The organism is Aureisphaera sp. (assembly GCF_059726885.1).
This window is the reverse complement of sequence record NZ_AP041051.1, coordinates 3,524,831-3,550,536: the sequence shown is the minus strand read 5'-3', so window position 1 is coordinate 3,550,536 and position 25,706 is coordinate 3,524,831. Positions and strand designations below refer to the sequence as shown.

The following is a 25,706-nucleotide window of genomic DNA, read 5'->3' as shown; positions in this document are numbered from 1 at the left end:
ATTTATTAGATTACCAAATTACTAAATTTTAGCATTAGTCAACCGATATGAAAAAAGTTTACACCATCCTTAGTTTTGCCCTTGTTTTTCTAGTATCCAGTTGTGCCACATATAAGACAAAACTAGCTCAAGATTCCTCAAACACGGCAACCTCTCAATCTTCCAAGCAGGTAGAAAGTACCTTTTACTTAATTGGTGATGCAGGTAATGCTGAAACGGGATCTTCTACCGACGCATTGCTTTCCTTTCAGGATCATATAACTGGAAAGGATACATCGAAAGACCATCTTATTTTCCTTGGGGATAACATCTATGAAAAGGGATATCCAGAAGAAGGAAACCCGAATGAAAGTGAAGCAAAACATCGGCTGGAAGTACAATTGAAAGCGGCCAAAGTATTTGGTGGAAATGTTGTTTTTATTCCAGGAAACCACGATTGGTATAGTGGCCTTTCAGGATTAAAGCGTCAGGAGAAAAGCGTAGAAAAAAGTTTGGGAAAGAACACTTTTCAGCCAGAAAATGGGTGCCCTATAGAAAAAATTGATATTAGCGATGAGGTGGTTCTATTGGCTGTAGACACCCAATGGTATATTACCGATTGGAATAAACATCCCACCATTAATGATGAGTGCGATATTAAAACCAGACATGATTTTATTCTCGAATTGGAAGGGGAATTAAAGAAAAACAACGAAAAAACCATTCTTTTGGCCATGCACCATCCGGCCATCACATATGGATCACATGGTGGATATTTCAACTTCGAGAAACATATTTTTCCATTTAAGGCCAAGGTTCCTTTACCGGTAATAGGAAGTTTGGTTACCCAAATACGTGCTCAGGGAGGGGTTTCTCCACAGGATCGATACAACAAACTTTACAATGAGCTAATGAATCGACTCATAACCCTTGCCAAGGGTAATGATAGGCTTATTTTGGCATCTGGGCATGAACATTCCTTGCAATACACCGATTTAGACGGTGTAAAACAAATAGTGTCCGGGTCAGGATCGAAGAATTCTGCCGCTGCATTGGGAGATGGTGCTAAATTTGTTTCAGGAGCATCTGGTTTTGCTGAGTTAAAGGTTTTCACCGATGGATCTTCGGAAGTAACTTTCTATGAAGGTAATAATGGAAAGGCAGTAGAGATTTTCAGTTCCCAAGTACACGGCCCTAAGAATAACTATGATTTTAGCACATTAACCAATTCATTTCCTCAAAATAAAGTAGCGACTGCCTATGAAAAAGAAAAAACCGATAAGGGCAAGAGCTATAACTGGTTTTGGGGAGATCACTATCGCTATGTGTATGGAACGGATTTAAATGTTCCTGTTGCTACGTTAGATACATTATACGGAGGATTAACCATAGAACGAAAAGGAGGAGGCCATCAAACGCGGTCCCTACGGGTGGTTGATAAGAAAGGAAGAAACTTTGCCATTCGCGGTGTTAAAAAAAGTGCTACGCAATATTTGCAAACGGTACTGTTTACCGAAACCTATATACAAAAGGATTTTGAAGAAACGGTAACTGAAGACCTTATCCTCGATTTTTATACTGCAAGTCATCCATTCGCTTCTTTTGTGGTTGCTCCGCTTGCAGATGCTATTGGTGTGTATCATACCAATCCAGAGTTATTGTACATACCCAAACATAGGGCCCTTGGAAAATACAATGCAGAGTTTGGTGATGAATTGTACGTAATTGAAGAACGACCCGATGATGGATTTTTGGATGTAGCATCTTTTGGAAAGCCAGATGCTATAGAAAGTACAAGCGATATGATGCAGAATCTTCGTGAGGATGAGAAATACCAAGTAGATGAGGGTGCATTTATCAAGGCCCGTTTATTCGATATGCTATTGGGGGACTGGGATCGCCATCAAGATCAATGGCGTTGGTCCCGATTTGATGTGTCAAAAGATCAAAAAGTCTATCGACCCATACCTAGGGATCGCGATCAGGTATTTTCATATTACGACGGTGCTTTGTTAGATGTTGCCAAGGTGCTGATACCAAGTGCGGGGCAACTTCAGAAGTATAGTGATGACTTTAAGGACATTAGATGGTTAAATGCGGCAGGAATCCTTTTGGACAGGAATTTTTTACAGACTTCTTCTAAGGAAGAATGGATGCAACAGGCAAAACTGATTCAAGAAAACTTGACAGATGAATTAATTGAAAAGGCCTTTGCAGAGTTGCCAAAGGAAGTACAAGACGAAAGAGCCGAGGATATTAAGACAAAATTACGGGCTAGAAGGGATCAGATGGTGTCTTTAGCACAGCGCTATTATGAGTTTCTATCCAAACTCCTCATTTTTACGGGTACCGATAAGGACGATTATATAGAGATTACTAGAGGCAATGGTTCTACCAAAATCTCCATTTCGCGTATAAAAGGAGGAGAGATCCAGGAGCCTTTCAAGGAACGAACGGTATTTAGCAATGAGACCAAGGAAATTTGGATCTACGGATTGGATGATGACGATCAGTTTGTGGTGAAAGGAGAGGGGAGTAGCCCCATTTTCATTAGAATAATTGGGGGCCAGAACAATGATGTGTACACCTTAGAAAATGGCCGTGCTGTAAAAGTACATGACCATAAGAGCAAACCCAATACCATTGTTCAGAATAAAGGAGGCTCTATTCGCTTTCGTGATGATTATGAAATCAATAATTATGATTTCCGGAAGCTTATCACACGAACCAATTCCATTGTGCCTTCAATTGGGGCCAATCCTGATGATGGATTGCGTATTGGCTTAATGGATACGTATACTATAATGGGTTTTAAAACGGATCCCTTCCATCAAAAACATGTATTTAGGGCTGGCTACTATTTTGCTACCCAAGGCTTTGATTTGGAATATAGCGGAGAGTTCGCCGATGTTTTGGGGGACTGGAATTTGTTCGTTGGCGGACATTTTACCAGTGAAAACTTTACCCGAAACTTTTTTGGGTTTGGAAATGAGACTGAAAATTTTGATGATGAGGATGGTATTGATTTCGATTTTAATCGCGTTAAGACCGGTATTTTAAGCGGAAAACTTGGAGTGGTGAAGAATGGATTGTACGGTGGCAGATTAGGAATTTCTGCCTTTTTTGAAAACGTTGAAGTAGAGGACACAGAGAATCGTTTTATTTCCGACTTCTTCGATATGATGCCAGAAACCTTTGAGGCCCAGAATTTTGTTGGAGCCGAAGTGGATTATACCTATTCAAGCTATGATTATGCCGGTGCACCCAGCAGAGGAATGCATTTTGGGCTAAAAGTAGGAGGGAGAACCAACATTGATGATACTGAACGCACCTATGGGTACGTAGTTCCCGAGTTACAGTTTTACAACTCAATTACCAAAGATGGGAAATTGGTATTGAGAACCATGGCTCAAGGACAATTTAATATTGGGGATTCGTTTGAGTTTTATCAGGCTGCAGTTTTAGGATCTGGTGATGGATTACGTGGGTATAGAACCCAACGTTTTAGTGGGGAAAGCGCTTTGGCTTTTGGTGGAGACTTACGTTATGGCTTCAAAAAATTTAAAACTGGGATATTGCCCTTACAACTGGGAATCTTTGGTGGTGCTGATACTGGTAGGGTATGGTTAGATGGCGAAGATAGCGATACCTGGCACAGTGATGTAGGAGGTGGTCTTTGGATCAACGCCATAGACACAATTTCCGGTCAACTTGGAATCTTTTCCGGTGACGATGGTATGCGTATATCGTTTGGATTTGGGGTGAGTTTGTAAGAAATCTAGTTGCACCCTGGTTATAGTTCAATCCAATTAGATTTAATAAGCAAATAGTCAATACCAATTTTGTTGGAAGTACCATCGGATGCATTAGACCGTGAATAATACCAAAGCCTTATTTTTTGATCATTCTGGGAGATGATAATATCTTTTTTGCAAACCAGTGTAGACGTTCTCACGATGTTTTCGTTAGAATTCTTTCCAAAAGCTATATCATTTAAGTTCCTATAGGCACAATCTTCTTCTAAACCAGATTCTTTATTTAATACAGCTTCATCGAAGACAATGAATTCATTTAAATTGTTTTCTATAAGAAAATGAGATTTCTTAAGAGGCATTAAGTTGTCCAGAGTAGTGAAAACACCCAAAGAACTGCTCTCATAGTTATTGCAATCGTAGCTTAAATCATAGATGTTGAAAATAAAGGTGCTGGAGCTCTCAAATCCTTTTAAGTCCAAATTAATGAGTACTTCAAGGGTGTTACAGTTTTCTACTTGTGTTTCCCTAGGAATTAACTCAACATTCATTATAAGGTCCGATACATCATGCTCCACTATATTTGATTTACACTGAGTAAATAGAACTAATATGAGCAACAAATATTTAATCATTAGAATTTCTTCCTATATTCATCTATACCATCCCTAAATTCCTTAGTGGCTTTGTTCCAACTATGCAGTGTCTTCTGATAATCTACAGCTGCTTTTTCTGACCACGACTTGAACGCTTCTTTAGATTCAAAATGCATTTTTCCTCCCATAAAAGTAACGTACCAAGCTTGTGCATTGTGAAATAATTCGTGTTCAAGTGCATTGACCGTATTCCAATAGCTTTTGAGCAATACCACCCTGGATCTATCGTAATCATTTGCATGCAGTTTCCATCTTTTTTGATCCAAAGCAATAACGTCATACCCTGTAGCTGCTGTGGACCTAGCCCTATAGCTGAATCCTAAACCATCATTTTTACTATTCCTAAAGACCACGGGAATATTTTTGCTAAAACCAATATGTTCACCTAGGGCACCAATATAACTTAAATATTCAGCTTTGCTACCCATCCATTTACCATCTACGGCAACTATTTTGTACATGTATTTTGGTTTAAAGGTATACCCGTCTTCAAAATTACCTTCAATATCGAATCCATCTTGTGCCTGATACACAACGGTATAGTATTTTTTACCATCATCTACGGTGGCTATAAGTTCTCCCGCTTTATTCACAAATTGCGTGCTATCCCCTTTAACATCTACAAGGTTCATCCAGTTATTGCCCATTGCTTTATAGGGAGAATGGAATTCACTTTCCTTATCGGGAGAAAGCCATCTATTTATTCTAGCATCATAAAGGCGATGTTCAAAGGCAACCCTGCCAATTTCTTCATCCGTCTCGGCAAATTCACCTTGGTACCCATATCTATAGTCGTTGTCTAAATTTCTATTTGGCATAATCATTCCACCTGGATAGTAATCCTTATACCCAATAACATCTACACTGGTATCCTTAACTTCTATATCATCTAGATAAAATATATTGGGTTGAACGAAATCTGTGCCGTTTGGGTACCCCAATATTCTACAACCACCAAACAAAAGCTCGTGCTGTCCTGTGGAAGTTGGCTGTATGGTGTAAGTATAATATCCACCTTGTTGTATACTGGAACCACTATGATACAGCCAGTCGCTACCACCGCCCACTTTCCGTGCCAACGCATAAAATTGACCTAAAATTGATTCCATTTCAATTTTATATTTAATCTGATACGTTTTACCGGCCTCCAAATGGAAGCGAATTCGCGTATAATTCCAATTTTGAGTTACCGTAACCCGGAGTTTTTGATCAACCAAATCAATAGCGGCATAACCCCCAGGCAACCAGGTATCTGGTTCTATGCTCATTAAATCGTTGAAATTCTCTTCATAAATTATAGGATTTTCATCAGAGGCCTGTTGCACCAATGCTCTAACATTGCCTAGATGATCAGTAAACTGATAGGTGTCCGACGCGTCACTTCTATTATGAATTCCTAACCTTGAATTACCGTAAATTGGGTGTTCTTTCAAGTTATTACCCTCATAAATGGCAACTGGATTCCCATTCAAATCCCTGATGTAATGTGTTTTAATGATGGGCGATCCACCACTGTTGAAACTTTCTTTACTAATACGTTGTCCTTTATCATTGTATTCATACTCAAGAATAGGTTGTCCCGAGGTTTGCTTTACCCTTTGAACCAATCCAATGGAATTGTATTCATAAATAACACCATCCTCATTATCCTTAACCAATTGCCCAATTTCATTATATTCATAATTATCTAAGGTTTGAGTTTCCAAATCGTCTGCATCACTCGGAGAAGGGGCATCGTCTGTAATATGGTTAAGTTGGTTCTTATCATCATTGTAATGATATGTAAAGTCGTCCATTTCATTAGTACCGAGGACTGTATTCTTGGTTCGATTTAAAGTAATAATATTCCCATTGGAATCGTAAGTAAGGTTAGATACTTTGTAGTCATCACTTTCAAGAATATTGGCATTACTATCTGCACTTCCGAATATTGCCTCACTCAACCAATTATTGGGGTTGTAGGAATACAAATAAGCATCCTGTGTATCTGTGGAAGACAATTCCTTAGTACTCCAACGAATGGCTTTAACATTTCCATCATATCTATCACCTCCTTGCGGTGTAGTTTTTATAGGAGACTCATTTCGCAAGTAATCACCATTGTAATAATCGAGGGTAATTCCGAAAATGTCATTTACATCGCCACCCATGCTTTCGCTAAAGTTTAATGAAGGATCGTTTATACTCTTTAGGAGCCCAGAAAGAGCATAGACATAATCGGTTCCTTGAAGTCCATCGGCAATTTCAATCCGTTTTAATTGTCCAGATTTAAAATAATCATAATTTGCTTGTTCTTTAAAATCTATGCCATCCCTAGAGGTAGCAACATTCAGCAACACATTGTTCAGATTGTATGTGTAACGGTGCACAAAAAGTTCGGAAGGATCATCTTTTTGATAGATCATATCCTTTAAATTACCGTTGTGATCGTACGAATAATGAATCGTTTTTAAACCAAGGCCATCTATATCCTGAACGGACCATTTTATGCGCCCATAAGCATCATAATTATACCATGTGGTACTTGTAGCAGGAGCACCTACTGAAGGTGATATCTTTGTCATGGACACATTGTCTGATAAGAAGCTCTGGGTATAATCCAATGGGTCTAGACCATTAGTTGAAAGAATACTGGGTAAGCTTGGATCTGCTATATCATACAAAGTTTCATGTATTTCTCGCAATCCAACAGTAATCATATCGGAGGCTGGGTCTAAATTTGTAAAGTTACCTGTGCCGACACCGCTTCTTATTGGTCTTGCTTGGGTATCATAGTCGGTAAAGGCAACCTCATTTACCAGAGCTTGTTCACTGTTTTGGGAGAAACGCATCTGACCATCACTCCTATACTTGAACTTTGCAAACCCTTCATCGGGTGTTTCAGTTTCAATAACCAGTCCTAGGGCATTATAGGAATGGGTAGTAGCCATGTTATGGCTTACGGTCGATTGGACATTGGTAAGACAAGAGTTATCAAATCCTATTGGTGGAGTTGACATTTTGAGACGACCTATGTCATCATAGTAATACAGCTCATAATCTATGTAATTCACATTATATCTTACACCCTTGGTTCCCGAAGGGGCTACCACCGCACCAGTTGAAGAAATATAGGTTTGTGGGTTGGAATTATCGGGTGTCGACGAAATGCGGTATACGTTGCCTCCAGAAATGGAGGAAACAATATTTCCTGTTTTCAAGTCATAGATGGTATAATCGGATGCACTGGTTAAATAGGATAGGGAATTGACCCCATATGGAATGTGCACATCCACATAACCCTGGTCTCCAATCACAGAGATTACCTCATATTCCAATGCTCCACCAGATCTAGCCCTAGCAATGACATTGTCATTGGTATCTAAAAACTCTATCAATTCGTTACCTTGGACATCTAATGTTATGTTTTTGGTATACTTGGTAATTACCTCTTCTCCTTCACTATTAATTGGACCGTTAAAATAATCGGATCCGAAAACGTAATACATTTCCTGAGCAGCAGGAACTTCGAAAGTATAACCCGTTTTCCATTCCCCATCTATTTGGTTACCACCAATGGTTTTCATAACCCTTCCTGGATTTAATCTGTCATACACCGTTCTGAAATAGGGCCTACTTGTAGTTGCTTGGAGTTTTTCGTTGGTGTTTTCGTTACTGTAATACCTTCTTAAACTCGAAAAAGTATTTACGGGCATATCTACCTCTTTTAGATAGTCATAATCGGAATCATTGGGCACATAGGTATTAAAGTTTCCATAAATGAAGCGTGGATCATGCACAAAGCCGTCACAGGACGGAGCGGGTAGTGTTTCTAAAGCAACCCTTCCTAATCTGTCATACTTCACTTGAGTTCCCCAAACCTTGTTATAGTCCTTGTCCCAGAAATAATTGACAGTTGGCTTTCCCATCCCATTAAAATATGCCCCAGATTTGCTAGTCATTTCACCATAAACATTGAATGATTCCGAGTAAATATGATTAGAACTGGTACTAAAATTTGCGATAGAAGGTGGGGGCGGTGGAGGAAAGGCATCCAATGCCTCTGTAGGCTGCTGCAAAGTTATGGGAAAAGGAAGGCTAAACGGTGTACCATCTTCCTGAACATAGATATCCAACAGGTCATGATGATCGTAATAGTTAATTCTGTCTTGAAGGTGAATGGATTTCTTGAAATAACGCTCGGTTTGAGTAGGGGGAAAGCCCTGAGCTTCTAATTGCGCAGCCAATGAAACATAGATCGGGCCATTAAAAACCCCGCCATCACCATTGTCCAAGTCACCGCAGAAATTATAAATAGCACATTCTGGGGAACCCGCAGGCCCTTGGGTGGTATATTTTACCTGATCTATTAAAAAAGCATTCTTATTGAATAATTCTATGGTGGCATACGGATTATGAAGTACAAAATTGTTCTGTAAAATAATTTGGTCTTCAAAACCCGCAGATTCTGGAAATAAGTCCACAAATTTGTCTACATCGAACAAGAAATTCGTCCCCGGCCTATTATCGATTACCCTTCCCGCATAGGTAACAACCAAGAAGTCGCCCGAATCGATTATAGTTTCATTGGGGAAAGTATATTCCGAAGTATGGTCTTTAATCCTCCAACCCGAAATGTCAATATCTTCGGTAGAAGAATTGAACAACTCTATATACTCACCAATATGATGATATTTCGTCTCGATTCGTTCACTATAGTGAGTGTCGAAGTATACTTCAGATATAACTACAGTTCCCCCAACGCGGTTAATGGGAACGTGCTCTTCGTAATCCCAACAGTTCTGACCGTACAAACCCGAAAACGATAACACCGTGAGACCAACTAAAATATATTTAATGTGCTTACTCATATTATTCAACTTTTAAAGGCGATTTGAAGCGAACCTGTTTTCAGGATCATTGGTTAAGATGTACTGAAGCGTACTTTCTTTATCGAAATCATTATCCATTCTATTATAGATTTCGTAAAGCAGATAGTACAATGGAAGGTTCATGGTAAATATGTTCTTTTCCTTCTTATCTGCCAGTAACTTTACGTTTTCATGTTTAGGACTGTCAATGGCTTTGTAATCCTTTATTCCCAGCAAAGCGATTTCTTCTGCTGCCGTGAAATCCCTATTTTCCATATGTGCTTTTCCATAGCAATAGATCAAGGTATTAATCATCCCTTCAGATTTTATAGGAACAGTATCAATAATCTTTCTTACTAATTCTATGGCCTCTCTATATTGACGGTTTAAAATGTAAATGGTAGTTAATTTGGCAATTGTTTTTATCATTAAGGAATCTACCAATCCCCAATTAATTAGCAAGTCTTCACCAATGGCAATGGCTTGTGAGAGGAGGGAAGGGGACTGGGTTTCATTTTCATATTTTAATTGAAGGGCGTGCATAACTCCGAGTGCTGTATAAACAGTTCTATTCTGACTATCATATTGAAGTTGAAAATCTACTAATCCAGAATAATTCTTAGATTTTATGAAAAGGCGCTTGATGAGCTTTACAATTTTCGTATCGTTGATGTCAATTGCATAAACCTTTTGAGCATAGTTCATAGCCCCGTCATAATTCTTTTCATTGAAATAACGATTGGCCAATTCCATATGAATTAGCTTTAGTTCATTTTGAATGTTTTTACGCCTTGTATTGTTCTCGTTATCAAAATAAAGTGTGTTCCTCCTTTTGTTTTCTATAATTGTGATTCGGTTGAGTAGTTCATCATTACTCAAAGGAGAATACCTGGCTTTATGGAGAGCCCTTCTATTTTTCCGGTTGGCCTTGTGAACTTTGTTGGTTTTATAATCTATATTGACAGCATCTATAGCTATCTTGTGTTTTACCTTTGCCTCGCCAATTTTTAGATATAAAGCATCTGGATTTATTTGAATGGCCCTAGTGTACAAGGATTCTGCATCTTTGAGCAAAGAATCGGAATTTGTTTGATCCCTATATTGAGCAGCAATGTCGGGGTATCCCAATTCTAACCGCATAAGGGAACGTGCGGCCCTATCGTAAAATTCCACTTTTTCTGGATTGGCACTCATGGCGTTTTTGAATAATTCTACACACAACAACCATTTTCCTTGAGCTCCATAGACATTCTGCAAGCCATCATATAATCTAATATCAGCTGGCGCTAATTTGATACAGTCTAAATAAACGATTTCTGCTTTAGAGTACTCCTTTTTAAAGAAATGCTCCTTAGCCTGTGCAGCATTATTTAATGCCAACATATGGTCTTCCTTATTATAGTTGTTCGCCGAACTAATAAAGGAAAGCGCTTTTATCTCATGAAGAGGTAATAGCGTAGCCACAAATCCCCACGCCGAGAGGCGTAAAAAATCACTTCTGTTTATTGCCATTATGTGTGTGGGTAATAGAAGAAAAAAGAAAAGGAGAAGAGCTGTTTAAGTTCAAGCTTACAGATACCCGATCTTGCGGGACGACTCTATATGAATTACTTCTCCTATCTTGTTCCATCAAAGTTAATATTATATTTCGTAAAATCAAATTATTGATTCTTATATCGGTAATAGTTTTTCTCGGATAACTTAAAACCTCCTACAATTCCATTTTCAGCATCATCCACCACTTCATTGTAGGACTCTAAGAACCTACCAGCGGCGTCGTAAACAAAATAAGTAGCTAAATTGTTCTCGTCAAGAATGTATTCAAGCTCATCCCATGAATTATAGACATAGCTGTTAATACTTGTAGAGATCGGATGTAACCGGTAATCGTCTACATAAATAGTTCCACTTAGGGAAGCCACCATAAATATGGTATCCCCAGATGTTTGTGATTCACTCCTATCGAAATAATGATTTAGCTGAACCCAATCGCCAGCAAAAATCTTTTCGCCGTTAAATTCTTGAAGTGCTCCTCCATATGTTTGTTTAAACCGCGCATTACTATAATTGTCCTTATGCACCCATACAGACATTTTGTACTTACCGGCTCTGTGATTCCCTCCTTTGAGGACAGCACCAAAACTATTGTCACTAGTTGTGATTTTTAAAGAATATTGGCCTGTATGCGCTTTTTCAGTGGTCCGTAAACTAGCATTTCCCCTTACTTGCGGATCCAATCGGGAGGTGGCTGTATCATAATATTCTGCGCCTGTATTGAAAGATTCGTAGTATCCAGAGTTTGCCGTAAACAGTACTTTAGTATCATTATCACACATTTTGGAAATTGTGAAATTTCCATTTATATCCTTAGCTTCTATTGCGAGGGAGTAGTGGTCATATCTGGTAACAGTAGCAATGTTTCTCCAATCGGGATTTGTTTGCAAACTACCATCTGGCCAATTTCCAACAGTCCAATTAAAGTTGTCATTTATTCCTACATAGTTCTCATAAATCCCGTTTTCGTCTACTTCACCATTCCAAACATAAGTTTTATGCTTGCGCCATATCTTTTCACTTTCCAGCGAAGGCGTTTCAAGTGCGTCGTTGTTACTTGAATAGGTCCATTTATTGCTCCAAGTGGTAATTCCAACTCCAGTCTCTTTCCATTCTCCACCATGTTCAAGATATGCTTTCTCAATTGCAACCTGTGTGAGCATATTTCTATTGGTAGGATTATCAAAGGCACTACCCATACCATATCCGCCAATAGGGTTATATTCGGCTACAGTATAAGCAGGAATAATTTCATTTTTAAAGCGATTTCCTTTGCTATCTTCAGTTATGGTTGCAAGAATTTGATTAGTCAAGGGACTATATTCTGCATATTCCGTGGTAGATTCGAAATTATTCTTTTTCTCGCTTACCAAATTTAAATTGTTATATATATCCGCCTTGGAACCTACATTGTGAAAGTATTTGGAACTGCTCCCTTGAGTCACTTGCTTCGATGTGTAGAATGATTGAGTGAATTGGCCTACACTATAAAAATCATCTGCCGTATGGTAGGAGTTGTTTACTTTTGAAGTTAGTTGACCTTCAGAGTTGAAAACTTTAATTTCTTCTACATTTCCTAGTGAATTGAGGTTATTCTTTACCACGAGTTCCTTAATATTGGTATCCGTTGCAGGGTTTTCCTCAGAGCATTCAATTTCTAAAAATTCTCCAAAAGATACTGTGGTCGCATTTTGAACTAGTTCTTCGAGCACCTTGAATTTGTATTGCCTGCTCAAATCACTATTGGTTTCGGTTACGTACTTGTAAGTAACTACAGGCGAAGGCAATAGACTCACGTAAGGGACCTGTTGGGTTATATTGTAATGCGGTTCCGGGTAATACGAAATTATACCAGAGGAAGTATTAGTATTTGGGTCGATATAACTATAGCTTGTTGTATAATTACTGCCACTATCATTAATGGCTATTCTCTGAACCCTAATGCCACTTTCGTTATCTGGTCTGTGTTTATTTGCAATTACCGTATGTCGCATTGAGTATTTCCTCCATCCTTGTTCGGGAGTCCAAGCCAAGTCGAATCTAGGATGGTTCTGATTCTCAACACCATTATATGACCCTCCAGCATGCAATACAGAAACTGGTTCTGCTGAATGTTGAAATACATCTCGGAAAAATGGGCTCGATGCCATGACCTCTACGATCATATAATTCCCAGCGGTATTTAACTCAGTAATGGTGGCCATTTTGGAGTCAATATTAACACTTGAGCGATCATATCCGGCTCCAGAATGGTTATACACCGCAGAGTACCACATATCCATAAAGAATGGTTGGGAAGGATCGAAATACTCGGATAGCACTAGATCATTTGCAGTATCATCTTGGTCGTCAATCTCTATTTTTATCCTTGTGATTCCTTCTGGTGCAGTATCCGGGTTACTACCACCTTCTGGAGGTGGTATGAGGAAAGAAAACTTTAATTTACTGGTAAATACCCTTCCATTTTTAATGGCAACTTTGTCATAGGTATCGGGCTCGTAATAAATATTGATGTTCGCTCCCGTAGGGGTAGTTATCTGATTGAGACTCCATGCCTGTGGGTTATCCTTGTGATAGCCAAAATCATTTCTCTTTTCGGCATTATAAGAGTAATTTGAAGCATATCTGAAACGGATACTAGGTATTAGCCCAATTCCACCTTTTCCCCTGAAATGAACATTTTTTAAAGTTAACTTACCCAAATCAGAATTGGGGGCACCATATGCAGATGAATAATCATAGTTGAATTTGATTACCTTCAGAGCATTATCTTCAATGTTTAGGCCAGCAAAATCATTCTCGTCAAATACGTTGTCATTAAGGTTTACATCAAATTGTCTTAAATAATAATCGCGTTCCTGCCATACATTAGGACATGTTCTCCAGGGACAATCTGGATCTCTACCATAGGTTCCGGAAATTGCATAGCTATAATTTTGTGTCGCAGCAAGTGGAGCTCCTGCTGCTTTGCTTAGACCGTTAGCATGTTCGTTTTTCAGTAGTATAATTTTGTCCAATGCCAATAGTGGATGACTTCCCATTTGCATATAATTGGTCGATCCCGATTCCCTATGATACATATTTTTATATACCATTGCCTCGCTTTTATTATCGCGTCTTAGGGTTTTACTAAATAGTGCGGTATGGGTACGGGTTTTAATCTTATCTAAATAGTAGATTTGTTTACGACCCCAAGAATACTCTTTGGCCTTATCGAATACATCCACACTTTCTGAATATTTCCCGTTAGGTGTCTTCCATATATATCCGTTACTCCATTTGCCATACTCAAACCGAACCCAATAGCCATAATCCCCTTCATCAGGAAATTTTCTTGAAGGGTCCATTTTTATATAGTCAGGACCCGTAATCGCCGTAAGTAGCCAGTGGGTAGCGTACATATCCAACTTCATGCGGTCCATTTGTGCCTGATCTTCTGTTTTGTCGTCGACAATACCATATAATCTTCGGACCTCCTCCCCTTGATAAACAGGGAGTGAGTAGTGATAGGTCTTGCCATCTTGTGCAGTAACTTTGAAGGCACCAATGCTTTCCCTGAAATTAATTTCAATAAAACCCTCTCCAACATAACCACAGGAATTAACATCCCTAACAAAATTATTATCTACATCCAAAAACCCTTTAGTCTCCGCCACGCCAGATCTAATATCTTCTACCGTGAAGTATTCCACATGTCTACCTTGTTTAATCCGGTGGTTTGGTTCATCATATAATCCATCTCTATGAATAAGAGTCTGATCTGAATTATAGGAGAAACCCGGTGGAGGAGGAGAAGGAGGTAATGCCGTATTATAAACTGCTTCGCCACCTACATAACTAATATCGTAGGGTAGAACATTGAGAAATGAGCTATTGAATGATTTGAAATTGAAATAAACAGGTTTTTCCGTAACCGTGGTACCTTCCAAGTTCGTATGGGTGATGGATGTATTAGAATCTTCTAACCACATTCCTGAAAATGGATAAAGCCTAATATTATTGGCCAGAACGGGACTAATAGTTCCACCAATTCCTTGAGCATCCACACTATAATTATCGAAATTGGCAAAAGCTACATTATGGTTTTTTATATATGAATCTTCCTTGGATTGCTCAAAGGTACTTTGAGTACTCACTTCATAAGCATCCTTATTTCTCAAACTATTGTCAGATGTAATATTAAAATCTGATCCGTCCAAGCCATAGCTACCGCCAGGAACATGATAAGAAAAAATCGCTCCAGAGGTCTGGAAGTTACTTATGCTTTTCAATTCCCAACTAACCTTGTTCTTTCCAAAAGAGAAGAAAGCCCATGGAGTTACAATCATAAAACTGTTGTTTTCTTGACGTACAGTATAGTCAGATTTAGAAATAGATTTACCGAAGGAAGCACTTACAGAAGTACCAAACCCATTGGCTTTTCCACTTACAGATAAACCTGAAGAAGATAAGCTGACACCAATACCACTGGATTTTCCCCTTATCAAATTACCATCCTTGTCCAATTTAGATTTAGATAAACCTAAGCTCCCATTAAGTCCACCCGGTCCATATCCAATTCCCATATTTAGAGAAAGCGCTCCATCTTTGCTTACACCTAAATTGGCGCCAATTCCGAAACTTCCATTAAACCCAACAGATAAACCGACTCCGAAATTATCACTGAATCCATAACCGGCAGAAACCCCATCTGTACCAATAGATCCGTAAATTCCTGCAATACTCAGGCTTACACTTCCGCCTAACGATCTGTTTGAACCCCAAGAAACACCTACTCCTACAGACCATTTTCCTGGTATACCTACCCCAATGGATACAGAAGCACTATATTCACTGCCACCTTCGTCATATGCCATTTCTTTTACTAGTCCATGTTTCCAATCATCTGGATATCCGTTTACACTTCTATTGATGGCACCTGGATTAAGGCTCCATCCTAATCCTGTCCATGAAGCTTCTTGATCTACCGTTACCCCGGCATGATAGGATAATGTTAAGGGATAACCACCTTCTGGACTAGGGACATTTATTACCGGAAGCACGTACGAAAAATCACCTGTGATCAGATTTACCATATCTGTGGCATCCACGGGTTCAAAACTCGCAGCCTCAGGCGAATTAGGCCCTTGGGCATATAAAGAACCAAAATTGGAAATGCACAAAAGGATGGCTAGACCGAGAATTATTCTATTTATTTTTTTCATTCATTTTCGGGATTAAATGCTAATTGTGGCTCATTAGCTATAGTTTCCTGGTATATTTTAAATTTGATTTCCCCTGTGGCTAAACCAATATCTTCTATTGTGAAATTGAGGAAATCTGCATTTTTTGCTTTTTCATTGTTAGGATAGACCAATAGGAGTGAAGTAGACCCCGACATACCATACATCCTTGGATAGATATAATCTGCCATGGCAATGGTATCCTTGGTATTCGTATACAAGTGAACGCTTTCGCCCATTCCAAAGGCAAGTTTGTTCACCAATGCTCCAAATTCGTTTCTGTCACTTGGCACAGCACTTAAGAGTTCCTTTCCATTTTTGGAAAGATGAAGGTTGAAATAGAGATAGGATGCATATTTTTTCCGTAACGAATCAACTAGCTGCTCCGAATGATTGCCATTGAGTTCTTGGTTCACCAAAAGATCTGTCGGACGATACATTAGGGCTATGTCAACCCCATTTACTTTTTTCTCTTGCAGATATCCGTTCTCAGGATTTTTGATGTGTGCAAGAAGATCTTCTTCATGATCAAATGAAGTCCTATTGCAACTAGCGAAAAGAGTAATCGCTAAAAATAAAATTAAAATGTCTCCCCTCATTTATATTGTCAATTCCCTTGATATTCTTTGTTTAATCCTTCAAGCACAATTTCAGTGAGATCCGATGCTTCATCTGCATACATAATGTTACCAGATCCACTGGCCCCGAATATGATACTGTGATTATGTTGTTTGCCATATTCCTTAACATAATCGTTTATATCATTGATCACGGTTTGCGTGGCTTTTTGGTCCTCCTCCTGAATTTGCTTTTGAATAGCTTGCTGATAGCTCCCAATTTGTTGTTGTTTATTGGATAGCAATTCCTGCTTCAATTGTATTTCCTTTTGCGTCATGGAAGAGCGCTCCTTTTCGTAGGTTTTCAGTTCTTCTTGCCAATTAGCGATAAGACTATCTACATTGGCTTGTAACCCCTTGGCTTTTTCTTCGAACTTACTGCGTTCTACCTGTGTTCTATCATACCCCTCAAGGAGTTTGTTGACGTCCACATAGACTAAATCTGAAGTTGAATTGTAGAAAAAAGAAATAATGACTGCAGCGAGTGCAATAAGGGCAATGGGTAATCCTAATTTTTGCATATTGGGGGTCGATGGTTATGTTATTAAAGCTACTTTTTAAAATTAATTTTGAACCGATAAATCAAAAAAATTACGACAACAGTTGTCGGATTTCTTGAAATTCAAGTTTTACGGGTTGTATTGAATTAATTCTATTTTTGAGTTATACCTTCATAACTACAATAATAAAAAATCAATAGATTTTTGATTTTTAAGTAGTTACAAGAACAACCAAAAAGTGAAGTGCTAGGGGAAGTAGTGCACAACAAATTCTGAAACAAATTACATCGTGAAGTTAATAATAAAAACAGGACATTTCCTATTTTTTAATTTCGATATTTTTTCATAACACAAGTACCTTTTCGAATGTATTCCCATTATGTTTACATATAAAAAAAGGGCCCATGTTTGGACCCTTTGGTTTTCTTACTGAGAAAATTATCTAATCGCATGCAATGGGATATGGCCCACAAATAATATTACAACCAGGGCAGCAGGGTTGATAAGTGCACGCTATACATTCAGCCCCCCTGTAGCAGTACTCAGTGTTTTCTGTAATGGTAATTCCTTCGAAGTCAAAATAAGTATACGTTTCGTTGTCCACGTCATCCTTCTCGACTTTAAGGAATTGCAGGGACTCTTTGTTATTTTTTTGTCCGTAGACAGCAAAATAATAGCCTTCTGCTTCAGAATAGAGCGCATCGATATAGTTCACCTCATCGAAAAAACGGATAAAGTTCTTTTCAATTAAACGGTTAAGCTCGGGTTTATCGATTGTCTTTAACAATACGTCTTCATTGGTAGTACTCATTTCTGTTAGAGTAGTATCAACGTTCGTGTCATTTGCGGTGAAGCTGTAGAAAACTACACCCAGCGCAACAATTAAAAATGCATAAATGATTTTTTTCATAATGTATTAGTGTTAAATTAAAAATTAGGTTTGTATTCTACTTAAAGTTAACCATTTAACACGTTTTTACATTTTGCAACTAGTTAATAATAAGTTAATTAGGTCTTAAATCATGAATTTTTGATTCCAATTACAAAGTTCCCATACATTTATTATGGACATACCTTACATTTATTGAAATCCCAAATGATGGGAGAGCAAAATAGGAAATGAGGATAGTAGAAAATTGAATTTGGGGTTGCCATTGGAATCATTCACAGGCTTATTCCAACTTAGAGGATCAATCTATTTAATGCCCCTCTAGATTCAACATATAGAGATTTCCTCCTTTGCCTCGGGAGCGCTCATCAGCAATGTATACTTCGTTCTCGTTTTTAAAGCAGATACTTTCCTTTTGTGAGCGATGTCCCAATTTAATTTTATCAATATCTCCATGTGCGAAATTGTCTCCAGTGTAATTCGAAATTATCCAGACTTTATTATAGGATAAAAGTGCAATTTTACCAGTTTCATGATGAATGGCTGCTGAGGTGATCTCGCAATCACTTTGATCATCACAGGTTTTTATCTCGCCAATAAAGGCAGCGGTCTGTTCCCCTGGTTTAGCGGGGAGACGGTAAATCTTTGAGGTACCGTCATATTTCTTAGCTCTATTTCTTGTAAATAGGTAGAAATGCTCATTAAGGTAAAAGAAGGCCTCTACATCATAGCTCTTGTTCTTTTCTTTGGGCGGAAATTTTAATTGATCGGCAAATGTAAAAGTGGTTTCTATGGGCTCATATCGACGTTTGTCCAATGATCCCGGTTTTTGAATACCGTAAATTGCCAAATCGGTCCTATTACTAATGTTGTTTCCAAAGTTACCTACATAGAGGGTTCCATCTGGGCTTGTGGCGAGGTCTTCCCAGTCAATATTGGGTGCATTTTTAACGCGAATGGTTTGTACCATTTTTTTGCGTTGCAAATTATAGGCATACACCTCTGGTGGATTCCTGGAATCGTTAATGGTCCAAATAAAAGGGTCGCCTGGGAATATTTCAATTCCGCTTACCTCATTAATCTGGCCCGGAAGGTCTGCAACGAACTGCATTTTTCCAAAATCCTGGCAACTCACTTGAGCGATAATTAGTAGGAATAAGTAGGTCATTTTCTTCATGTGTATAAAAGTAAACATAATTATGAATTCTTGCTATTTATTGTACCTTTGCGCACTTATATTCCCCATATGAACAAACACTTACAAACTGCCATTAAAGCTGCTATTGAAGGAGGTAAGGCCATCATGGAAATTTATGCCACCGACTTCGATGTAGAGTTTAAAGGTGATGACTCTCCGCTAACAATTGCAGATAAGGAATGTAATGATATTATTAATTCTTATTTACAGCAAACTCCATTCCCAATTATTAGTGAAGAAAATAAACAGATTGAATATGATGAGCGAAAAGATTGGAGTAGGTGCTGGATCGTAGACCCTTTAGATGGAACCAAAGAGTTTGTAAAGCGTAATGGAGAGTTTACCGTAAATATTGCTTTGGTGGAACAGGGTACGCCCCAACTAGGGGTAATTTATGTGCCTGTTACCAAAACCCTTTACTTTACACAAGGTGCCGATAAGGGCTCTTTTAAGTTAATAATTGAAGACCAGGAATACGCTCCAGAACAAATAATCGAGGATGCCCTGCCAATGTCGCCAGCAGCACTTTCACAGCCAGTAAAGGTTGTAGGTAGTAGGTCACATCTCAATGAGGACACTAAAGCTTTTATTGAAAAGCTAGGGCAGGAAGTTGAAATTGTCTCTAAGGGAAGTTCACTTAAGTTTTGTTTGGTAGCAGAGGGAAATGCACATGTATATCCGCGTTTTGCACCAACAATGGAATGGGATACTGCCGCTGGGGATGCCATTTGCAGGGCGGTAGGTATTAAGGTGATAGACCAAGATACCCAACTTCCCCTTGCATACAATAAGGAAAACCTACTGAACCCCTATTTTCTGGTGACATCTTAACATGGCTCAGTACAAACAAGAATCACATATACGAAGTCTGCTAAAAGGTATCTCTTGGCGAATCGTTGCCACTACAGATACCATTTTGGTAGCATTGCTAATTACGTGCTTGTTTGGGCAATGTAGCTTAGAAGATGCGTTTAAGATTGGTGCGGCAGAATTTTTAATTAAGTTTTTTACTTACTATCTGCACGAGAGAATTTGGCAGCGCTACAGAAAAAATGGCGAAGTCACCAAAAGGGCTACTATTTATAAATCTATCTCTTGGAGACTGGTGGCAACCACCATGACCTTCATCATTTCTGGCGCTGTATTGAATAGTTTTAATGAAGTCGCACTTTTTATAGCTTTAACCGAGTTAATTACTAAATTTGCACTTTATTATTTTCATGAGCGTTTATGGCTCAAAATACCTTTGGGTAGAATACGAAATTACATTTACAGGAAACTAGGTAAGAACTAATGCAAAAGAACGTAATTCCTCATCAATTCAACGTAGATAGGGAAATGAGAAAGTCCATTAAAGGGCATGGTTCATTCTTACTATGGTTTACGGGCTTAAGTGGTTCCGGAAAATCAACCATTGCCAATGCGGTTGAAAAATCCTTGGTAGAAAAAGGAATACACACCTACATCCTGGATGGAGATAATGTAAGAAAGGGACTGAACAATAACCTCACGTTTTCACCAGAGGATAGAAAAGAGAATATCCGACGTATTGGCGAAGTTGCCAATTTAATGGTAGATGCCGGTTTGGTTACCTTAGCTGCTTTTGTTTCACCTTACCGTGTAGATCGGGAAAATATAAAGCAAATTTTGGGTGAGGACAATTATGTAGAGGTATTCGTAAACACACCCATAGAAGAATGCGAGCGTAGGGATGTAAAGGGATTGTATGCAAAGGCTCGTGCAGGTGAGATAAAGGACTTTACGGGTGTAAATGCTCCCTATGAAGCACCACAATCTCCCGACATTGAAATAGACACCACTAAGATTTCTGTGGAAACTGCGGTAGAAACCGTTATAGCACATATTGAAAACAAACTGAAAATAGATGAGTAAGTATTATTTGAATTATCTGGATGAATTGGAGTCCGAAGCCATTTATATTTTGCGTGAAGTATGGGCGCAATTCCAGAATCCTGTAATTCTTTTTTCTGGAGGAAAAGACTCAATCCTGGTAACGCACTTGGCAAAAAAGGCGTTTTATCCTTCTAAAATCCCATTTCCATTAATGCATGTGGATACGGGGCATAATTTCCCGGAAACTATCAAATTCCGTGACGATCTTATTAAAGAGTTGGGTGTTGAATTGATTGTTGGTTCTGTTCAGGAATCAATAAACAAGGGCCGTGTAGCAGAGGAGAAAGGTAAGAATGCCACAAGGAACGCACTTCAAATTACTACCTTGTTGGATGCCATAGAAGAAAACCGTATCGATTGTGCCATTGGTGGAGGACGTAGGGATGAAGAAAAAGCTAGGGCTAAAGAACGTTTTTTCTCCCACAGGGATGATTTTGGGCAATGGGATCCTAAGAATCAACGTCCGGAGTTATGGAATATATTGAACGGAAATCATTTCGAAGGAGAGCATTTCAGGGCTTTCCCCATAAGTAATTGGACCGAAATGGACGTTTGGAACTATATCCTTAGGGAAAACATCAGTATACCTTCCCTTTATTTTGCACATGAACGCAATGTGGTTTGGAGGAGCAATTCATGGATCCCTGTATCGGAACATCTTATTATGGAAGAAAATGAGACTGTGGAGAACAAGAAAATTCGATTCAGAACCCTTGGCGATATCACCATTACCGGTGGTTTGGAAAGTGACGCTGACACCCTAGAAAAAATCGTTGCCGAAGTGGCTGCAATGAAACAGACCGAAAGAGGGAACCGAACGGACGATAAGAGAAGCGAGACTGCAATGGAAGACCGAAAGCGTCAAGGATATTTTTAATTTAAATTCAAGAAGTAAAACCAAGAACCAAGTACGAATTACATGGCCATAGATAACAACCAATTATTACGATTTACAACGGCAGGGAGTGTGGATGATGGAAAAAGTACCTTAATCGGTAGATTATTGTACGATTCCAAAGCAATTTTCGAAGATCAACTAGAAGCCGTAGAGTCTACGAGTAAACGTAAAGGGCACGAAGGAGTGGATCTTGCTTTGTTTACCGATGGCTTAAGGGATGAACGCGAGCAAGGTATTACCATCGATGTTGCCTATCGTTATTTTACCACACCCAAGCGTAAATTCATCATTGCGGACACCCCAGGACACATTCAGTATACCCGAAATATGGTAACGGGTGCTTCTACGGCAAACGCAGCCCTTATTCTTATAGATGCCAGAAATGGTGTTATAGAGCAGACCAAGCGTCATGCATTTATAGCATCCTTATTGCAGATTCCTCATATCATTGTTTGTGTGAACAAAATGGACTTGGTTGAGTATAAAGAAGAGGTATACGAAGATATCATAGCGCAATTTGAAGAGTTTTCATCTAAATTGTATGTAAAGGATATTCGTTTCCTTCCTATAAGTGCACTTAATGGGGATAATGTAGTAAACCGTTCAGAAAATATGGAATGGTTTCAGGGAGCACCATTGTTGCATACCTTAGAGCATATGCATATTAGTAGCGACATCAATAAAATTGATGCGAGATTTCCAGTGCAGACAGTGCTAAGACCACAGAGCAAAGAGTTTATTGATTACAGAGGCTACGCAGGCCGTGTGGCCAGCGGAATTTTTAGACCTGGTGATGAGGTTACTATCATGCCATCAGGATTTACGTCTTCCATCAAAACCATTGACACCATTAGTGGAGCTTTAGAAGAAGCCTATGCACCTATGTCGGTTACTATTACCCTAGAGGATGATATAGACGTGAGTCGTGGCGATATGATTGTAAAAACGAACAATAAGCCAACACCAAGCCAAGAATTTGACGCCATGATTTGCTGGTTAAATAATGGTGCAGCGCGCCCTAGGGCGAAATATACCATTTTGCATACCTCCAATGAACAAAAGGCGATGATAAAGGATATTCTTTACAAGATTGATATCAATTCATACAATCGGGATGAAGAAAACAAAGACCTTAACATGAACGATATTGCACGCGTTAAGGTGCGTACCACCCGACCTCTTATGATCGATGAGTATCGAGACAATAGAATTACAGGAAGTTTTGTTTTGATCGATGATGCTACGCATGAAACCGTGGCCGCTGGAATGATAATGTAGGTCACCCAAACCATTTGGAGTGAAATTATCTTCTTTTTTTAATAGTCAACAAATTCGAACCTCTGCGATCGGAAGCGTTGCCATTAAATTCCTTTCGGCATTATTTGCATTGATCAATGGAATATTGTTGGCACGAATGCTCACCGTAAAGGATTTTGGTATTTATGTTTTGGCCTTTACCACCGTAACAGTAATCACCATACCTGTTTCCTTAGGACTTCCACACCTACTTACCCGGTATATTTCGAAATATGAGATTACAAAAGAATGGGGCGCCATGAAAGGGCTATTAATACGTTCTAATCAATTCGTATTAATAACCAGCTTATTGGCTGTAGTGATAGGTTTTATAACCTATGTCATTTGGTGGAAACAATACCCTATCAACACTGTGACAACCTTTTGGTATTCTTTCCTTTTATTGCCACTTTTAGTTTTTGGTGCTTTGCGGTCGGCCGCGCTACGTGGATTGAAATATGTAGTGCTTGGTCAGATGCCCGAAACATTTTTAAGGAATATGTTGTTTACAGTCTCTTTGGTCACTGTATACTTTAGCAAGATAGAATTAACCCCACAATCCGCAATGCTTTACCATATTGTGGCTGCGGCGATAGCTTTCTTCATTGGGTACCTTTTTCTGAAAAGTAAACTTCTGAATAGATTGAAAGGAGTGGAGGCAGTATTTTATAATAAGTTCTGGTTAAAGGAAGCTACCCCATTTTCAATCATAAGTGGAGTGCAGGTAATTAAGACAAAATCAATCACCTATGTCTTAGCTGCATTTGGGAGTTATGAGGCTGTCGCAATTTTCGATGTCGCTTTGCGAGGATCTGCCCTGGTCTCCTTTACCGTAGAAGCCCTTAACTTGGCTATTTCACCTTATATCTCTACAGCTTTCGAACAACAGCAAACGGAAAGTCTTCAGCGCATTGTTAAGAAGACAGCACGTTTGGTATTTGTATTGTCCATCCCCATTGCACTCGTACTAATTTTTGGAGGCGAGTGGATTATTGGCTTCCTATTCGGATCGGAATATATTGTCGCTTATATTCCAGTAGTCATCCTGTGTGTTGGACATATCATTAATACCATCGTTGGCCCTCTTGCCGCCGTTTTGAACATGACGGACAACCAGAAATACCTTTCCAAGAACCAGATGCAAATGATGGTACTTAGTATTATATTGAGCGTTCCTTTTGTTTATTTTTGGGATGTGGAGGGAGCGGCCGTTGTCTTTAGTCTCATTCTAAGTCTACAGTTAATTCTATTGGTAATTTTCGTAAAAAGAAAACTGAAGATAGATCCGACTATTTTTTAATTACAGATTCTTTCAATTGATACTCACTTTCTGGGTGCGCGCAGATGACCAAATTATAAAAGTGTCGGTTAAAAGCGTCAATCTTTTCAAGTTGGTAAGTTCGCTTGAAGAAAAAGCCAAATATAAATTCCTTTAAAAATGAAGGTTTTCCCGATTTGGAGGCTATCCCAGGTTCCTTTGGGAAATAAAATGGGCCATATCCCAATTCCTCAAGTGTACGAACAAGTTCCATTCCCGATTCCCCTTCATTGATCAATTCGAAACAGATAACAGGTTTATTTTTGTCCAACATCTGTCGCATTCCCTTAAAGGCATTAACTTCATGTCCTTCGACATCTATCTTAATGAATGCAAAGGGCTCGTTCAGATTTCCGTCTAATGGTTTAAGCTGTATTGGGACACTATTCTCACTGGGTTTATCCGAAACATATGCGCCTCCTGCATTTCCTTCGGGAACGTGAAGGTGAGAAGTACCTTCCTTGTCGGAAACGCCAAAATTAAAGATCGAGATATTTTTCCTGCTTCTGGTATTTAGTTTTAAAACCTCAAAAGTAAGTGGATTGGGTTCAAAGGAGAACACATGTTTAAAATGTTCAGAAAACTGAACGGAATGATTGCCGATATTGGCACCTATATCGAGCATATTATGTTGCGGCAAATCAAAATTTAATGATTGCAACATAGTTTCAATCTCAAATTTTTCATAAACACCATAGGAGAAAACCTCTTCCCCAATAAAATCATGTGAAAACACTAATAGTTTGGGGGAATCCTTATGATAGGAGCGCAATTTTCCTAACAAATATCGTGCAATTGTACTGTAAAAATGGTATTTCAATTCTTGTCAATTTGTAAGGACGCAATATACCATTTATAATCCATTAATCTTGAAAATGATACTAGCTTAAACCTAATAAAATGGTATTGTTATCATGTTTTATGGATTAATTTATGTGGCGATGATTTGGAGGCTAATACTGGCGATATTCCATCCGTCTTTATTCAATTTTATTGTAGTTTAGCAGCGTGGCTGAATCTCCCAATAAGAAGAAAAGATTATTGCTAATTGAATCGTATCCCA

16 protein-coding genes are annotated in these 25,706 nt (G+C 38.8%); 7 read left to right on the top strand and 9 right to left on the bottom strand.

Going from position 1 to position 25,706, the window contains the following annotated elements:
* The first annotated feature begins 47 nt into the window (after positions 1-47).
* Positions 48-3,752, top strand: coding sequence for a metallophosphoesterase (locus tag AC6JAD_RS15995; RefSeq protein ID WP_461303951.1), 3,705 nt, complete (start codon positions 48-50; stop codon positions 3,750-3,752).
* A gap of 20 nt (positions 3,753-3,772) precedes the next feature.
* Here the strand turns inward: AC6JAD_RS15995 and AC6JAD_RS15990 are convergent, their stop codons facing one another.
* The 8 genes from AC6JAD_RS15990 to AC6JAD_RS15955 all read right to left on the bottom strand — a co-directional run bounded on the left by AC6JAD_RS15990 (position 3,773) and on the right by AC6JAD_RS15955 (position 19,196).
* Positions 3,773-4,309: a hypothetical protein gene (locus tag AC6JAD_RS15990; protein ID WP_461303952.1), complete on the bottom strand. Its 537-nt coding sequence runs from the start codon at positions 4,307-4,309 to the stop codon at positions 3,773-3,775.
* A gap of 56 nt (positions 4,310-4,365) precedes the next feature.
* Positions 4,366-9,237, bottom strand: coding sequence for a lamin tail domain-containing protein (locus AC6JAD_RS15985; RefSeq protein WP_461303953.1), 4,872 nt, complete (start codon positions 9,235-9,237; stop codon positions 4,366-4,368).
* 12 nt (positions 9,238-9,249) lie between these two features.
* Positions 9,250-10,749 carry a tetratricopeptide repeat protein gene (locus AC6JAD_RS15980; protein WP_461303954.1) on the bottom strand — a complete coding sequence of 500 codons (1,500 nt, stop codon included), beginning with the start codon at positions 10,747-10,749 and terminating at the stop codon, positions 9,250-9,252.
* Between the two features lie 149 nt (positions 10,750-10,898).
* Positions 10,899-15,995 carry a hypothetical protein gene (locus tag AC6JAD_RS15975; RefSeq protein WP_461303955.1) on the bottom strand — a complete coding sequence of 1,699 codons (5,097 nt, stop codon included), beginning with the start codon at positions 15,993-15,995 and terminating at the stop codon, positions 10,899-10,901.
* Positions 15,992-16,612, bottom strand: coding sequence for a hypothetical protein (locus AC6JAD_RS15970; protein WP_461303956.1), 621 nt, complete (start codon positions 16,610-16,612; stop codon positions 15,992-15,994). Before AC6JAD_RS15970 ends, AC6JAD_RS15975 begins: the two co-directional genes overlap by 4 nt.
* 8 nt (positions 16,613-16,620) lie before the next feature.
* Entirely contained in the window at positions 16,621-17,151 is a 531-nt protein-coding gene (locus tag AC6JAD_RS15965) for an OmpH/Skp family outer membrane protein (protein WP_461303957.1), read from the bottom strand.
* Between the two features lie 421 nt (positions 17,152-17,572).
* The gene (locus AC6JAD_RS15960) at positions 17,573-18,040 is read right to left on the bottom strand and encodes a hypothetical protein (protein ID WP_461303958.1); all 468 of its coding nucleotides are present in this window, start codon (positions 18,038-18,040) and stop codon (positions 17,573-17,575) included.
* Positions 18,041-18,329: 289 nt separating this feature from the next.
* The gene (locus tag AC6JAD_RS15955; RefSeq protein WP_461303959.1) at positions 18,330-19,196 is read right to left on the bottom strand and encodes a hypothetical protein; all 867 of its coding nucleotides are present in this window, start codon (positions 19,194-19,196) and stop codon (positions 18,330-18,332) included.
* A 69-nt stretch (positions 19,197-19,265) separates the two neighbouring features.
* On the opposite strand from AC6JAD_RS15955, the gene cysQ reads away from it, so the two are divergent.
* From cysQ to AC6JAD_RS15925, 6 genes are read left to right on the top strand one after another with little or no spacing between them, the layout of a single operon-like run.
* A complete protein-coding gene (gene cysQ / locus AC6JAD_RS15950; protein ID WP_461303960.1) occupies positions 19,266-20,048 on the top strand; it encodes a 3'(2'),5'-bisphosphate nucleotidase CysQ in 783 nt (260 codons plus the stop codon).
* 1 nt (position 20,049) lies between these two features.
* Positions 20,050-20,511 carry a DUF2061 domain-containing protein gene (locus tag AC6JAD_RS15945; protein ID WP_461303961.1) on the top strand — a complete coding sequence of 154 codons (462 nt, stop codon included), beginning with the start codon at positions 20,050-20,052 and terminating at the stop codon, positions 20,509-20,511.
* Complete coding sequence (gene cysC / locus AC6JAD_RS15940) at positions 20,511-21,110, top strand: adenylyl-sulfate kinase (protein WP_461303962.1); 600 nt, start codon at positions 20,511-20,513, stop codon at positions 21,108-21,110. Before AC6JAD_RS15945 ends, cysC begins: the two co-directional genes overlap by 1 nt.
* On the top strand, positions 21,103-22,008 hold the full coding sequence (gene cysD, locus AC6JAD_RS15935) for a sulfate adenylyltransferase subunit CysD (RefSeq protein WP_461303963.1): 906 nt from the start codon (positions 21,103-21,105) through the stop codon (positions 22,006-22,008). The genes cysC and cysD overlap by 8 nt, the downstream gene beginning before the upstream one ends.
* A 42-nt stretch (positions 22,009-22,050) precedes the next feature.
* Positions 22,051-23,307: a sulfate adenylyltransferase subunit 1 gene (locus AC6JAD_RS15930; protein WP_461303964.1), complete on the top strand. Its 1,257-nt coding sequence runs from the start codon at positions 22,051-22,053 to the stop codon at positions 23,305-23,307.
* A gap of 19 nt (positions 23,308-23,326) precedes the next feature.
* Complete coding sequence (locus tag AC6JAD_RS15925; RefSeq protein WP_461303965.1) at positions 23,327-24,625, top strand: oligosaccharide flippase family protein; 1,299 nt, start codon at positions 23,327-23,329, stop codon at positions 24,623-24,625.
* Here the strand turns inward: AC6JAD_RS15925 and AC6JAD_RS15920 are convergent.
* Positions 24,615-25,463 carry an FkbM family methyltransferase gene (locus tag AC6JAD_RS15920; protein WP_461303966.1) on the bottom strand — a complete coding sequence of 283 codons (849 nt, stop codon included), beginning with the start codon at positions 25,461-25,463 and terminating at the stop codon, positions 24,615-24,617. The two genes, AC6JAD_RS15925 and AC6JAD_RS15920, sit on opposite strands and share 11 nt — an antisense overlap.
* Positions 25,464-25,706 lie beyond the last annotated feature (243 nt).

Excerpts from the sequence above, each read along its gene's own strand:
- AC6JAD_RS15995 (WP_461303951.1), top strand. The coding sequence starts at position 48 with ATGAAAAAAGTTTACACCATCCTTAGTTTTGCCCTTGTTTTTCTAGTA.
- AC6JAD_RS15985 (WP_461303953.1), bottom strand. The coding sequence starts at position 9,237 with ATGAGTAAGCACATTAAATATATTTTAGTTGGTCTCACGGTGTTATCG.
- AC6JAD_RS15980 (WP_461303954.1), bottom strand. The coding sequence starts at position 10,749 with ATGGCAATAAACAGAAGTGATTTTTTACGCCTCTCGGCGTGGGGATTT.
- AC6JAD_RS15975 (WP_461303955.1), bottom strand. The coding sequence starts at position 15,995 with ATGAAAAAAATAAATAGAATAATTCTCGGTCTAGCCATCCTTTTGTGC.
- AC6JAD_RS15970 (WP_461303956.1), bottom strand. The coding sequence starts at position 16,612 with ATGAGGGGAGACATTTTAATTTTATTTTTAGCGATTACTCTTTTCGCT.
- AC6JAD_RS15965 (WP_461303957.1), bottom strand. The coding sequence starts at position 17,151 with ATGCAAAAATTAGGATTACCCATTGCCCTTATTGCACTCGCTGCAGTC.
- AC6JAD_RS15960 (WP_461303958.1), bottom strand. The coding sequence starts at position 18,040 with ATGAAAAAAATCATTTATGCATTTTTAATTGTTGCGCTGGGTGTAGTT.
- AC6JAD_RS15955 (WP_461303959.1), bottom strand. The coding sequence starts at position 19,196 with ATGAAGAAAATGACCTACTTATTCCTACTAATTATCGCTCAAGTGAGT.
- cysQ (WP_461303960.1), top strand. The coding sequence starts at position 19,266 with ATGAACAAACACTTACAAACTGCCATTAAAGCTGCTATTGAAGGAGGT.
- AC6JAD_RS15945 (WP_461303961.1), top strand. The coding sequence starts at position 20,050 with ATGGCTCAGTACAAACAAGAATCACATATACGAAGTCTGCTAAAAGGT.
- cysC (WP_461303962.1), top strand. The coding sequence starts at position 20,511 with ATGCAAAAGAACGTAATTCCTCATCAATTCAACGTAGATAGGGAAATG.
- cysD (WP_461303963.1), top strand. The coding sequence starts at position 21,103 with ATGAGTAAGTATTATTTGAATTATCTGGATGAATTGGAGTCCGAAGCC.
- AC6JAD_RS15930 (WP_461303964.1), top strand. The coding sequence starts at position 22,051 with ATGGCCATAGATAACAACCAATTATTACGATTTACAACGGCAGGGAGT.